This window comes from Pseudomonas sp. MS01C9 (assembly GCF_058202755.1).
The window spans coordinates 5427991-5442435 of record NZ_CM177073.1 but is presented as its reverse complement, the minus strand read 5'-3'; the positions used below and the strand labels follow the sequence as shown (position 1 = coordinate 5442435).

6 protein-coding genes are annotated in these 14445 nt (G+C 65.3%); 3 read left to right on the top strand and 3 right to left on the bottom strand.

The features are described 5' to 3' along the window. Positions 1 to 5: 5 nt before the first annotated feature. Positions 6 to 770 (top strand): SDR family oxidoreductase, encoded by a 765-nt coding sequence (locus tag AC1M7R_RS24515; protein WP_072458884.1) that lies wholly within the window; start codon positions 6 to 8, stop codon positions 768 to 770. 428 nt (positions 771 to 1198) lie between these two features. Here the strand turns inward: AC1M7R_RS24515 and AC1M7R_RS24510 are convergent, their stop codons facing one another. From AC1M7R_RS24510 to AC1M7R_RS24500, 3 genes are all read right to left on the bottom strand, one after another. Continuing rightward, the gene (locus AC1M7R_RS24510) at positions 1199 to 1729 is read right to left on the bottom strand and encodes a hypothetical protein (protein WP_072391691.1); all 531 of its coding nucleotides are present in this window, start codon (positions 1727 to 1729) and stop codon (positions 1199 to 1201) included. A gap of 217 nt (positions 1730 to 1946) precedes the next feature. Continuing rightward, positions 1947 to 2993, bottom strand: coding sequence for a class I SAM-dependent methyltransferase (locus AC1M7R_RS24505; protein WP_072391688.1), 1047 nt, complete (start codon positions 2991 to 2993; stop codon positions 1947 to 1949). A 289-nt stretch (positions 2994 to 3282) separates the two neighbouring features. Continuing rightward, positions 3283 to 3444, bottom strand: a complete 162-nt coding sequence (locus tag AC1M7R_RS24500) for a DUF2986 domain-containing protein (RefSeq protein WP_072391685.1) — start codon at positions 3442 to 3444, stop codon at positions 3283 to 3285. 87 nt (positions 3445 to 3531) lie between these two features. Here AC1M7R_RS24500 and AC1M7R_RS24495 point away from each other — a divergent pair, with 87 nt between their 5' ends. Both AC1M7R_RS24495 and AC1M7R_RS24490 read left to right on the top strand, forming a co-directional pair. Further along, positions 3532 to 4314 carry an SDR family NAD(P)-dependent oxidoreductase gene (locus AC1M7R_RS24495; RefSeq protein ID WP_072391682.1) on the top strand — a complete coding sequence of 261 codons (783 nt, stop codon included), beginning with the start codon at positions 3532 to 3534 and terminating at the stop codon, positions 4312 to 4314. A 470-nt stretch (positions 4315 to 4784) separates the two neighbouring features. Then, the gene (locus tag AC1M7R_RS24490; protein ID WP_490610004.1) at positions 4785 to 14333 is read left to right on the top strand and encodes a non-ribosomal peptide synthetase; all 9549 of its coding nucleotides are present in this window, start codon (positions 4785 to 4787) and stop codon (positions 14331 to 14333) included. The last annotated feature ends 112 nt before the right edge of the window (positions 14334 to 14445 follow it).

Here is a 14445-nt window from a genome sequence, read left to right as displayed (position 1 = left end):
GTCCCATGAAGCTGACCCAGAACACCGTATTCATCACCGGCGGCACCTCCGGCATCGGTCGAGCCCTGGCCGAAGCCTTCCACCAACGTGGCAACCAGGTGATTATCGCTGGCCGGCGTAAAGCCCTGCTGGATGAGATCACCCAAGCCAACCCCGGCATGGACAGCGTCGAGCTCGATATTGGCAACCCGGCCCAGATCAAGGCCGTCGCCGAGCAGGTGATCGCCCGTTATCCAGCCCTCAACGTGGTCATCAACAACGCCGGGATCATGCCGTTCGACAACGCAGGATCGGGTGAACACGACGACGCCGCGGCGGTGCAGTTGATCGATACCAACCTGCTCGGACCTGTTCGGGTCAGTGCGGCGTTCGTCGAACATCTCAAGACACAGCCCGAGGCGTACATCATCAACAACAGCTCGGTGCTCGCCTTCATTCCGCTGGCCGTCACGGCGCTGTATTCGGCCACCAAGGCCGCCATCCACTCCTACACTCTGTCGCAGCGCTTCATGCTGCGCGAAACCTCGGTGAAGGTGCTGGAGATCTCGCCGCCCTGGGTCGATACCGACCTGATTCACCGCAGTGGCGACGAACGCGCCATGCCTCTCGACGAGTTCATCGCCGAAACCATGGACAAGCTCGAAGGCTCCCGCCATGAAATCATCGTCGACCGCATCGCGGCACTGCGCTCGAACCCCGGGCCGGACGAATACGCCCTGATCGAGCAGTTCAACCTGTCGATGGTGGAGAACCCCATCCCGGTCGCATGACCCAAACGGCCCGACGTCATCCGACGCCGGGCCGTTTCCCATCGGGCTTGGATAAAAAGGGTGGAGCCGGAGCGTTGAATGCCCGACCTGGCTTTCAGACAGAGCCTAGTTTTCGAATGACATCCGGATGTCATCCAGGGCACTCCACGGGCTCATGCCCGGGCGCATCGCCGTGCATTGCGGGTGGTGAACGAAGTCCCTGTCCTTGTCCTGCTCCGGTTGCTCTGCACCGCAGCCCTTGCATTTAACGGTCTGTTTGGAAAGAGCCCAGTTCGAATGCCATAAAAGAAGCTTTTCTTGAGGAGTCATGCCAGCAGTCCCATACGTAACGCCAAAACCTGTACAAATAATAGTTTCTGTATAGAAAACTGTCACCTAGCGAAACCAATCCCACCGCTTGCGTCGCACCTTCCCCTTTCGGACATACGTCACTTGCACCCCAGCCTGCTGGCAATTTCCCGCCGATAGGGTGTATCGATCTGTCGGGGAACCTGCCTGATGTAGTCCCGGGCATGGGCCAGCGTTTCCCCCGTCAGGCCAGACAGATAAGCCAGCACATCGTCCAGGGAAGGTACCCGGCCCTCGTTGTCCTCGAACCTGGGCTCAAGCGCCGTCCAGACCACCGCATCGAGCTGACGCTGCGCAGCCCATCGCGCCATCGTGCCCACCGGCGAACGGCCGGCCTTGAACAGGCCGATACCGCCTTGTCGATCCGCCGGAATCTGTTCGCGTTGGCGCAGCGCTTCACAGGCCTGCTCCAGCGATTCGACGGCCAACACCGACCACAGAACCTTGACGGGCGGCGCGTCCGGGCAGATCGCCGTGGCGAGTTCACCGCCGTCACCGACCCGTGAAAACTCTATCGGCAACAGCGGGCCGTCCAGGAACCACTCGCTGGCCAATGGCAAGGATTCAGGTTTCCAGATCAACGAACCCCATCCCAGGCAGGCAATCATCATCGTTCACATCCTTGACCGTTGGCCTTGGTTCCCTGCCGCCCTTCGGGCCGCCTTCGCGCAGCGCTTCGCGGCGGGCGGTGGGTTTGCGCTGCGCCACGCTTCAAGACGTAGACCATGGGCTGTCGAGGGCTGTTCAATCTTTACGCCGCCGGCGTTGCATCGCCAGCGGATTGAGCCGTGCACGGATTCCTTGCGCACACGGCGTACCCACCATCGGTTACTTGCGAGCCTCGAGGATCAGGTTGAAAGGCGTCTGGGCCGCGCGGCGCAGTTGTCTGAAGCCGGCCGCCTCGAATATCTCCCGCAACCGGGTCTCCCCGGCCTGGGCGCCCAGGCCCAGGCCCACTTCCTGGGAGAGTGAGTTGGGTGTGCAGATAAAGGTGGAAGCGGCGTAGAACAGCCGTCCGACAGGGGTGATGTTCTCGTCCAGCGTGTCGTTGGCAAACGGTTCGACCAGCAGGACCGTACCGTCATCCTTCAGCGACCGATAGGCATGTTGCGCCGCGCCGACCGGGTCGCCCATGTCATGCAGGCAATCGAAATAGCAGATCAGGTCGTAAGCCTCCCCGGGATAGTCCTTGGCAGTGCTTTGGGCGAAACTGACGCGGTCCTCGACGCCGGCCTCCCTGGCGCGCTGTGTCGCAGTGGCGATGGAGGGGGCGTGATAGTCGAACCCCATGAAGCGGGACGCCGCGAAGGCCTGTGCCATAACAATGGTGGAGGCGCCGTGGCCACAGCCGATATCGGCGACACGCGCGCCGGCGGTGAGTTTTTCCACCACACCTTCCAATGCCGGCAACCATTGCGACACCAGATACGTCTTGTACCCCGGTCGGAAAAAGCGCTCGGTACCGCTGAACATGCAGGGATGGTGATCGCCCCAGGCGAGCCCGCCATCACCGCGCATGGCGGCCACCAGTTTGTCCTTGTCGTGGAACATGGAAGCGACCACCATGACCCCGCCCGCCACATACACCGGCGAATCCTCGATGGCCAGCGCCAGGGCCTGCTCTTCGGGCAACACGAACTGCCCTTCGTGATGTTCCATGTACCCGGACGCCACGTGGGCGCTGAGCCATTCCCGGATCAACCGTGGGTTGCAGCCGGTCCTGGAGGCAAGCGCCTCGCAGGTCACCGGTCGGCTATCGGCCATTGCCTTGTACAGCCCGAGTTCGTCCCCCAGTATCACGTTGGCGAGCATGGCCGAGGCGCCCATATCGGACACCAGCTTACCCATGAACTCGTTCAGTTTTGCCTCGTCCATTACGTACCCTCCTGCAAGAAGGCCACCGTCGACACGGGCGCAAGAAACCTGAAGACTGTTTGCGGTGGTCGGATGGATAAAACGCGCGGGCACGTGTCGCCGTTCGTCCGGCACGCAATCACCCGGCAAACCGGACGCCAGCCCGGCTACCCGCGGCCCTGATTCACCGCAGGGATACCCAGTCTATGCCTTGCAAGGCAACGGCGTGGCATGACGCGACGCCCGGCGAAGCGGCGATCGAAGGTGGCCCGAACGAGGCAGGATGGATCAGGACAGGGACGGCCCTGGGTCAGCTTTCAGTGGCGTCGCTCGATGCCTGGTCGGCTTCGGCCGCCAGTTTCAATCGGTCGGCTTTACTGATGTACTTGGGCTTGTTGCGCGGCGCCAGCTTGGCGCTGGCCTTCTTGGCATTGGCCTGAAGTAGCTGCTTGATCTTTTTGCGACGATTCATGTGGCTCTGCCCGGCGTGTACGTGCGGGCATGATGCCAGATAAAAATAATGAGCCAACCATAATCACTACCCTTGCGGAGTAAGACGATGATGACGGATTGGAAAGGACAGGTGGCGTTGATCAGCGGCGCCGGCAGCGGGCAAGGCATCGGGATCGCCATCGCCCGGCGCCTGGGGGCCGCCGGGGCCAGGCTGGTGATCACCGCCAGCAGCGCCCGCATCGACGAGCGCGTCGCCGAACTGCGTGCCGAAGGTTTCGACGTCGAAGGGCGCGCCGCAGACCTGACCGACGAAGCCCAGGTCCGACCGTTCACGGCCTGGGCCGAGTCGCTATGGGGTCGCATCGATATCCTGGTGAACAACGCCGGCATGGCTGTCCAGGGCGCGCCCGAAGCGGCCACCGAAGTGGCCGGCATGAGCCTGGAGACCTGGAACGGCTCGATCGCGCGCAACCTGACCAGCGCGTTCCTGCTCACCCGCGGCGTACTGCCAGGCATGCAGGCGCGCCGTTATGGCCGCATCGTCCAGATCAGCTCCACCACCGGCACCCGTGCCAGCTACCCCAGCGGCGCAGCCTACAGCGCCGCGAAAGCCGGGATGGTCGGCATGAACATGAGCCTGGCACTGGAAGTCGCCTCCTACGGCATCACGGTGAACTCGGTCGCGCCGGGCTGGATCGCCACCGGTTCAAGCTTGCCTGAGGAAGTGCACGCCGCCCGCCATACCCCGCTCGGACGTGCCGGCCGCCCGGAAGAAGTGGCGGCCGCCGTCGCATTTCTCGCCTCTCCCGAAGCCAGCTATATCACCGGGGAACTGCTGGTGGTGGACGGTGGGAACTGCCTGGTTGAAAACAAGGCGCCGGGCCTTTGAATCCATGGCCAGCGCCTCCGTGGCCTGGCTTGGCAAAGCGCGGCTGTAGCGACCGACACAACATGCCGATGTCGATGGAGTCGCGACCGATCTGGCCTTCTGCTGCATTCGGTCACCCTCGCGAATGCCTGCTGGCTTGTGACGGCTTCTTCGCTGCCGATGCCGCGATGAACCAAGTCCACCCGCACCTCCAGGACGAATAATCGTTTCGTCAGAAACAAAATAAAAAAAACTTTCCATTTGCCAAACCACTGCTATGTTTATCCGCTTGGACGGATCTGGCAAGCGCCGCAGGGAGTTTTCCGTGGTCGCTGGCAAACGTTTGGCCCCTCGATAAACCCTGAATCAGGCCCCGAGCCAGGCTTTGCCGATCCCGTCGCCCGTGTCTAAACAGGATATGCCCGTCCGGGCGTGCCGATCCCACCCCTTGGGGTCGCCGCCAGGTCGGCGCCAGCACATATGGACGTGTCATGATCGAACCGCGATGCTTTTCGTTGAGCTCCACGCAACAATCCGTCTGGTTCGACCAATTGCTCTCGCCCGATACACCCTCCTACAACATCGGCGTCACGGTGCAGATCGACGGCGCCGTGGACCCGGCGATCTTCGCGGCCGCGCTCAAGTGGGTCATCACCCAGTACGATGCGTTGCGACTGATCTTCAGCGAAAGCGAAGGACAGGCCCAACAACAGGTCGTCGCCGCGCTGGAGTCGCCGTTCACCTTCCATGATTTGCGCGCTGCGCCCGATGCGCCCGCCCAGGCACTGGCTACCCTCACGCAACTGAACCGCACTCCGTTCGCACTTTATGGCCGTCCGCTGTGGAGCATGGAATGGTTCCAGCTCTCCGATACCCAGGCGCTGTGGAACACCCGTTATCACCACCTGATTTGCGATGGCACGTCCGTGGGGCTGATCGGCCAGGCCGTCAGCGCGACGTACAACCAGATGCTGCGCGGTGAGCAGCCAGTGATCGACCCGGAACTGGCGCAGGGTTACCAGGCTTTCGTGGCAAAGGATCGGGCGTACTTGGGGTCGGCCCGCTACGCCAAGGCCCGCGATTATTGGCTGGAGCAGTTTTCGACGCTGCCGGCGCCGTTGTTCCAATCCCCGGTGTCGCCGGCCACCCAGGGCCAGGCGCAACCCAACCTTACCGCTCCGGTGCCCAGCGCCCAGGCGGTCTGGACCCTGGGGGCGAGCCGCCTGGAGCTCTTGAGCCAGTGGGCAAAGACCCAGGGGGCGACCCTCAGCCACTGCTTGAGCGCGTTACTGGCCGGCTATTTCAGCCGCATGACCGATGGCCGTGAACAGCTGGTGATCGGCTTGCCGGTGCACAACCGCGGCGATGCCCTGCAGAAACGGACCGTGGGGATGTTTTCTTCGGTGCTGCCACTGGCGGTCCGGGTCGACGGACAAGCCAGCTTCGCCGAGGCGGTGCAGCGAGTCGCCCATCAGACTCGGCGCAGCTATCGGCATCAGCGCTATCCATTGCAGGACCTGCACCGTGAGCTGCGGGCACGCGCCGGCCATCCCGGCCAGTTGTTCGAGTTGATGCTTTCGGTGGAACAGTACCCCGGCGATGTGAACCTGGGCCGAGCGCGCTGCACGTTGCGCACCTGGCACAACGGCTACGAACGCTACCCGCTGGCGATCTACCTGCGCGACTACGAAGTGCAGACCGAACCGTTCCTGGAATTCAACTACGACCCGCGCCTCTTCAGCACCGAGCAGATGAGCGCGCACCTGAAGCGCCTCGAACACCTCACCGAACAGGTGCTCGCCGACCCGAGCCAGGCGCTGATGGACTACACCTTGCTCGATGCAACCGAGCAGCACCGGGTCATCCAAGACTTCAACGCCACCGCCCGGGAATATCCCGCCGAAACGTCGCTGTGCGCGCTCTTCGAGGCGCAGGTCCGACTTCGTCCCCAAGCCACGGCGCTGCAGGACGACAGGCAGTCGCTGAGCTATCGCCAGCTCGACCAGCGCGCCGAGTGGCTGGCCGGACACCTGACGGCACAGGGAGTCAAGGCCGGTGACAAGGTCGCGTTATACCTGGGCCGAGGCGCGGGGCTGATCGTGTCGATACTGGCGATCCTGAAACGCGGCGCGGCCTATGTGCCGGTGGATCGCGACGCTCCCGCCGCGCATCTGGCAAGGGTACTGGCCGACAGCGGCAGCGCCTGGCTGCTGTGCGAACACGGGCCCGCATTGTCGGTGGCAGGCGTCCTGACCCTCGACCTCGACGAACTGCCCAGCGAAGCCCCCCCTGTTCCACCGCAGGCAAGCGGTGCGAACGATGTGGCCTACGTCATGTACACCTCCGGCTCGACCGGCGTGCCCAAGGGGGTGCAGGTGCCCCACCGCGCCATCACCCGCCTGGTGCGCAACAACGGTTTCGCCGATTTCAACGCCCAGGATCGCATCGCCCTGGCCGCCAACCCGGCCTTCGACGCCAGCACCCTGGAAATCTGGGGCGCATTGCTCAACGGCGGCTGCCTGGTGGTCTGTCCCCGCGACACCCTGCTGGATGCGGCCCGGTTCAATGAACATCTGCTGCGCCATGAAGTCAGCGTCCTCTGGCTCACCGCCGGGCTGTTCCATCAGTTCGCCGAACCTCTGGCCCCGGCCTTCGCGGCCCTGCGCTACCTGATGGTGGGCGGCGATGTGCTTGATCCCCGGCGCATCGCCCAGGTGTTGCGCCACTCGCCGCCCCAGCATCTGCTCAACGGCTACGGTCCCACCGAAAGCACCACCTTCGCCACCACCCATCGCATCACCCTGGAAGACGCCCTGGCCGGTGACATTCCCATCGGCAAGCCGATCGGCAATACCCAGGTCTACGTGCTCGACGACCAACGTCGCCCCGTGCCCATCGGCGTCGCCGGCGAGCTGTACATCGGCGGCGATGGCCTGGCCCTGGGTTACCTGAACCAGCCGCAGTTGAGCGAACAGCGCTTCGTGCCCCATCCCTTCGACCCGACGCCGGGGGCGCGGTTGTACCGCACCGGCGACCTGGCGCGCTGGCGCGCCGACGGCGTGTTGCTGTTCCTGGGGCGCAACGACTTCCAGGTCAAGATCCGCGGTTTCCGGATCGAGCTGGGGGAGATCGAGGCGCAGCTCAAGGCCTTGCCACCCGTGACCGAAGCGGTGGTGCTGGCCGACGCCCAGCAACGCCTGCTGGCCTACTTCACCGCCACCAGCGCCCAGGACCCCAGCGAACTGCGCGCCCGGTTGGCCGCGGTGCTCCCGGACTACATGCTGCCCGCCGCGTTCGTCCAGATGGACGCCTTCAGCCTCACCGCCAACGGCAAGCTGGACCGCCGCACCTTGCCCGAGCCGGGAGAAGCTCACTTCGCCCTGCACCGCTACGACGCGCCGCAGGGACCGGTGGAAACCCGCCTGGCCGAACTCTGGGCCCAGATCCTGGGCGTACCGCGTGTCGGTCGCCAGGACAATTTCTTTGCCCTGGGCGGTCACTCCCTGCTGGCCGTTCAGATGGTGGAGCAACTGCGCGCCGAAGGCTGGAGCCTCGACGTCGGGACCCTGTTCAACGCGACCAACCTTCTCAACCTGGCGGCGACGCTGGAACACTCAGTCCAGGACCCGGAACCTGCGGCGACGCTCTCACTCGACCTGCCCCAGGCGCAGATCGACCACATCGTCACCACGGTGGAAGGCGGTCTGGCCAACGTGCAAGACATCTATCCCCTGGCACCGCTGCAGGAAGGCCTGCTGTTCCACCACCTGTTGCAGCCCAGGGACGATGCCTACCTGCTGCGCGCGACCCTGGCCTTCGACAGCCAGGCACGCCTGCAGCGGTTCATCGACGCCTTCGACCAAGTCATCGCTCGTCATGACGTGTTGCGCAGCGCCGTGCTCTGGGAAGGCCTGGATATACCGGTGCAAGTGGTCTGGCGCGTCGCCCGCTTGCCCGTGGTCCTGCTCGACGAGGGCCAAGCCTTTGCTGAGGAGCACCTGGACATTCGCCGTGCACCCCTGGCGCAAGCCTTCGTACGCTTCGACGCCGCCGACCAGCGCTGGCACCTGCAACTGGTTCACCATCACCTGTCCATCGACCACGCCACCCTGGGCCTGCTGTTCGCCGAAGTCCGGGCGCTGATGCTCGATCCCCGGCATCCGCTGCCCCCCGCCATCGCGTTTCGCCAATTCGTGGCCCAGGCGCGCCAGCCCCGACGCCAGGCGGATGCAGAGGCCTATTTCCAACGCTTGCTCGGTGATCTCGACGAGCCGACCCTGCCCTATGGGCTGAACGATATCCAGGGTTCGGGACGCGACAATCGCGAGGCCCAGTGCCAGCTCGATCCGGCATTATCCGTGCGCCTGCGGCATCTGGCCAAGACCCAGGCAGTGGGCGTCGCCAGCCTGTTCCACCTGGCCTGGGCAATGCTGGTGGGCAAGACCAGCGGCCGCGACGACGTCGTGTTCGGCACGGTGCTGTTCGGACGCTTCAACGCCGAACAGCACGTCGGCCGCGCCTTGGGCATGTTCATCAACACCTTGCCGCTGCGTATCGACCTCGACCTACCATTGCAGACGGCATTGCGCCAAGTCCATGGGCGGCTGGTGGAACTACTGGCCCATGAACATGCGCCCCTGGCCCTGGCCCAACGCTGCAGTGCCTTGCCCGCCCATGCGCCGCTGTTCTCGGCACTGCTGAACTTTCGTCACAGTCAGGGCCAACGCTCGACGCGCCCGGAATTCGACCTGCCCGGCATCCAGGTGATGGGCAGCGAGGAGCGCAGCAACTACCCGTTCTGCCTGTCGGTGGACGACCTGGGTGATGAATTTGCCCTGAGCGCACAGATCCATCGCTCGGTCTGCGCCGAAACCGTCCTGGCCCATATGGTCCAGGCCCTTCACGTGGTGGCGCAGACCCTGGAGACAGCGCCGACCACCGGTGCCTGCACCCTGGACAGCCTGCCCGTGGCGCAACGGCAACAGTTGCTGGAAGGGTTCAACCAGACTCGACACGCACATCCGCGCGACACCCTGCTGCACCAGCCGTTCGAGCGCCAGGCCGCCTTGTGGCCCGATGCCGTGGCCGCCCATATCGAAACCGCGTCAGCCGGCACGACCACGCTCACCTATGGCCAGCTCAATCGCCAGGCCAACCGGTTGGCCCACGCCCTGCTGGCGACCGGGTTGCGACCCGACGACCGGGTGGCGATCTGCCTGGAGCGTGGTCCGCACATGCTGGTGGCGTTACTGGCCACCCTGAAGGCCGGCGCTGCCTACGTCCCCCTGGACCCGACCTATCCGCCGGCACGCCTGCGGCACATGCTGGAAGACAGCGCCCCGCGCCTGGTGCTCAGCAGTGACGCATTGCGCACGCGCCTACCGGCTAACACCGCAATCGAGCGATGGGACCTGGACACGCCGCAGCTACAGGCCCGGCTGGACGCCCAGCCCATCGACAATCCCGATGCCGCGGACCTGAACGCCGCGCACCTGGCCTATGTGATCTATACGTCAGGCTCCACCGGTATGCCCAAGGGCGTGATGATTGAGCACCGCAACGCCTGCAACCTGCTGCACTGGGCCCTGCGCAGTTTCGACGTCGATGAGTTGCACCACAGCCTGTTCGCCACCTCGATCAATTTCGACCTGGCGGTGTTCGAGTGCTTCGTGCCCCTGGCCGCCGGCGCCACCTTGCATCTGGTGGACAATGCCTTGGCCCTGGTGGAGCGCCCCCGTACGGTATCGCTGATCAACAGCGTGCCCTCGGCCGTGGAGGAACTGGTGAGGATCGGCGCCATCGCGCCGACCACCCGAGTCGTCAACCTGGCCGGCGAGCCCCTCAAGGCACGGCTGGTGGAGCAACTGTTTGCCCAGGGCGCCACGGACCGGGTCTGCAATCTCTATGGCCCGACGGAAACCACCACCTACTCCACCTGGCTGTCGATGAGCCGTGAACAGGGGTTCCTGCCCGGTATCGGTCAACCCCTGGACAACACGCGCATCTACCTGCTCGATCGGCATCGCCAACCAGTGCCTCTGGGTGTGGCCGGGGAAATCCATATCGGCGGGGCCGGCGTGGCCCGTGGCTACCTGAACCGGGCCGAACTCACCGCCGAGCGGTTCTTGCCGGACCCTTTCGTCAGCGATCCCGAAGCGCGCATGTACCGCACCGGCGATCTGGGCCGCTGGCGTGCCGACGGACACCTGGAGTACCTGGGCCGCAACGACTTCCAGGTCAAGGTGCGGGGCTTTCGCATCGAACTGGGAGAGATCGAAGCGCAACTGCTGGGCATGCCGGGCCTGCGCGAAGCGGTGGTCCTGGCCCAACCCGGGCCTGGCGGGGATCCGCGGCTGGTGGCCTACCTGGTCGCCCAGGATCCCGCCGCGCCGGTCCCGGACCTGGCGCAGGTGCGGGCCTACCTGGAAAACCGCTTGCCGGACTACATGTTGCCCAGCGCCTGCATCGCGCTACCCCAGTTGCCCCTGACGCCCAACGGCAAGCTCGACCGGCAGGCACTGCCCCTGCCCGTGACGCTGCCCGCCGACCGGGACAAGTCCCCTCCGCGCAGCGACACCGAACGTCGGCTTGCGGCGATCTGGGCCCAGGTGCTCGGCCAGCCGGACATCGGTCGCGAGGATGATTTTTTCAGCCTGGGCGGACACTCCCTGCTGGCCGTGCAACTGCTCGAACAACTGCGCCGCAACGGCTGGAACCTGGATATCCGCAGTGTCTTCGAGCGATCGACCCTCGCGGCCCTGGCGCAACGCCTGGACACCCTGGGTACCGAGGCCGCGTCCGTGGAAAGCGTCAGTTGCATCCCTACCCCCTGCTCGCGGATCACCCCGCCGATGCTCGACCTCGTCGAACTGGCCCAGGCGCAGATCGACAGGATCGCGGCACAGGTTCCCGGCGGTGCCGGCAACATCCAGGATATCTATCCGCTGGGCCCTCTGCAGGAAGGCATGCTTTACCACCATCGGGCCCAGAGTGCCGGGGACAACTACCTGTTGCGCAGCCTGCTGGCGTTCACCGACGAAGCGTGCCTGCAACGTTTCTGCGCTGCGCTGGAACAGGTCATCGCCCGGCATGATGCCTTGCGCACCCTGGTGCTCTGGGAGGATTTGCAGGAGCCGCTGCAAGTGGTGCTGCGCCAGGTGGCCTTCAAGCCAGTGCGCCTGGCATTCGAGGGCGACGTCGCCGCGCAACTGCACGCCAGTGCCGACCCTCGCCATTACCGCCTCGACCTGCGCCAGGCGCCATTGATCGAAGCACGGGTAGCGTTCGACGCCGTCCACGACCGCTGGCTGCTGTTGCTTGTGCATCACCATGTGGTGGTCGATCACACTTCCCTGGAACTGATGATCGAGGAAATCGCACTGATCGAAGGCGGCCGGCAGGCGCAGCTGTCGCGCCCCGTCAGCGCTCGCGGGCTGGTGGCCCATGCGCGTCGACCGCAGGTTGTCAGTGCGGCACAGGCGTTCTTCAGCGAGCAGTTGGGCGACCTGGACGAACCCACCCTGCCGCTCGCCATCGATGTGCAGGCCGATCCCCGCTGGCGCGCCCTGGAACACCAACAGCCGATGGAGCCTGGGCTGGCGCGCCGCCTGCGTCAGCAAGCCAGTGCCCATGGCGTGAGTGCCGCCAGCGTCTGCCACCTGGCCTGGGCGCTGGTGTTGAGCCGTCTGAGCGGGCGCGATGACGTGGTGTTCGGCACCGTGCTGTTCGGCCGCCTGCAAGCCGGAGCCCATGCCGACCGGGCCCTGGGACTGTTCATCAACACCCTGCCTTTGCGGGTGCGCCTGGATGGCGATGTGGGCATCGTGCTCGAAGGCGTGCAGCAGGCCTTGAACGGGTTGCTCAGCCACGAGCAGACCCCACTCGCACTGGCCCAGCGCTGCAGCGCGGTACCCGCCGGCACCGCGCTGTTCAGTGCGATGTTCAACTACCGCTACAGCCATGCCGACCAGGCGAACGTCCGCCAGGCCATGCCGGGCATGAGCCTGTTGCACAGCGAAGAACGCACTCACTATCCCTTCAACCTCGCGGTGGACGACCTGGGCGAAGGCTTTCAACTGACCGCCCAGACCCACCCGGCGTACGCGCCCGCGCGCCTGGTCGGGTTCATGCTGCAAACCCTGGACGCCCTTGTCGAGGCACTGGAACAGGCCGACGACACCCCCGTCCAGCAGTTGCGCGTGCTGCCCGACGACGAAAAAGCGCGGCTGGATCGCTTCAACCGGCCAGTGGCCCTGCCGTCGTCCGGCGCGACCTTGCAGCAGCGCTTCGCCGAACAGGCTGCGCGCACCCCCGATGCCTTGGCCGTCATCGACGAACACCAGGCATTGAGCTTCCGCCAGCTCAACGAACAGGCCAACCGGTTGGCTCATCACTTACGCAACCTGGGTGTGCAGAGCGGCCAGCTCGTCGCCGTGTGCCTGGAGCGCGAGGTGCAGTTGGCGATTGCCCTGCTGGCGGTGTGGAAAGCCGGTTGCGCCTATGTGCCGCTGGATCCTGACTACCCGGCGCCCCGGCTGGCCTACATGCTCAACGACAGCGCACCGGCGGCCCTGCTCACCCAGGAACGGGTGCGTCCTCGTTTACCGACCTTTACGGGTGGACCACTGCTCAGCCTTGACGCGCCCGAATCCCTGGCCTGGACCCAGGCCAGCGCGGACGACCCGGACGCTATCGCCCTGGGCCAGCAGCCCACGGACCTGGCCTACCTGATCTACACCTCTGGCTCCACCGGACAGCCCAAGGGTGTGATGGTCGAGCACCACTCGGTGCTCAACCTCTGGGCCGGGCTGCGTCAACGCCTGGACGACCTGCCGCCGGGCACCCGTTGCTCGCTCAATGCCTCGGTCGCCTTCGATGCCTCGGTGCAACAGCTTTGCCAATGGCTCAGCGGCCACTGCCTGGTGCTGATTCCCAAACGGGTGCGCCTGGATGCCAGCGCCCTGCTGGACTACCTGCACAGCCGCCAGGTCACGCTGTTCGATTGCACCCCGACCCAGTTGCAGGTCTTGCTCAAGCATCGGCAGGCGGCGCAGACACGACAACCGTTGCCACGGCGCATCCTGCTCGGCGGCGAGGCGGTGCCCAGCGAACTCTGGACGCAACTGGCCGCTGAAGCCGAGGTTCGGGTGCTCAACGTCTATGGCCCCACCGAGTGCACCGTCGACACCACCAGTGCCTGGCTCGACAGCCATTCGACGCCGAGCCTCGGCCAACCGCTGCCCAACACCCAGGTGCATGTCCTCGATCGACATGGCCGGCGCGTGCCGGTGGGAGTGGCCGGGGAAATACACATCGGTGGCCATGGGGTCGCCCGTGGTTATTGGCAGCGCGCGGCCCTGACCGACGAACGATTCCTCAGCGATCCGTTCACTGCCCAGGCCGGTGGGCGGCTCTACCGCACCGGCGACCTCGGGCGCTGGGAAGAGGATGGCAGCCTCAGCTACCTGGGGCGCACGGATTTCCAGGTCAAGATCCACGGCCACCGCATCGAGCTGGGTGAAATCGAAAGCCAGTTGCTGGCCTTGCCCGGTGTGCAGCAAGCCGTGGTGGTGGGGCGCAACGACCGCCACGGCGTGACGCGGCTGGTCGCCTACCTGCAGGGCACGGCGCCACCGACGCCGAGCCAGGCCCGGGCCGCCCTGGCCGAACGCCTGCCCGACTACATGCTGCCCGGCCTGTACGTGCGCCTGGACAGCCTGCCGCTGACCGCCAACGGCAAGCTCGACCGCAACGCCCTGCCGGAACCCGACGCCCAGGCTTACGTGCAGACCCTCTACGAAGCCCCGCAAGGCGAACTGGAGATCACCCTGGCGGCGCTCTGGTGCGAGTTGCTGAATGTCGAACGGGTCAGCCGGCACGACAACTTCTTCGCCCTGGGCGGCCATTCGCTGATCGCCATGACTCTGGTGGAGCGCATGCGACAGCACAACCTGCGGGTCGACATCAGCCAACTCTTCACCACCCCGACCCTCGCCGGTCTGGCCATGGCCACCACCCCTTTGAAGGAACTGCTCCTGTGACCACGGAACAATTGCTGGCCCTGCTCAAACAACGTGGCGTAACCCTGTCCTTGCGCGGCGATCAATTATCGGTAGTGGCCGATGACCAGGTATTGGCCGACCAGGCACTGAT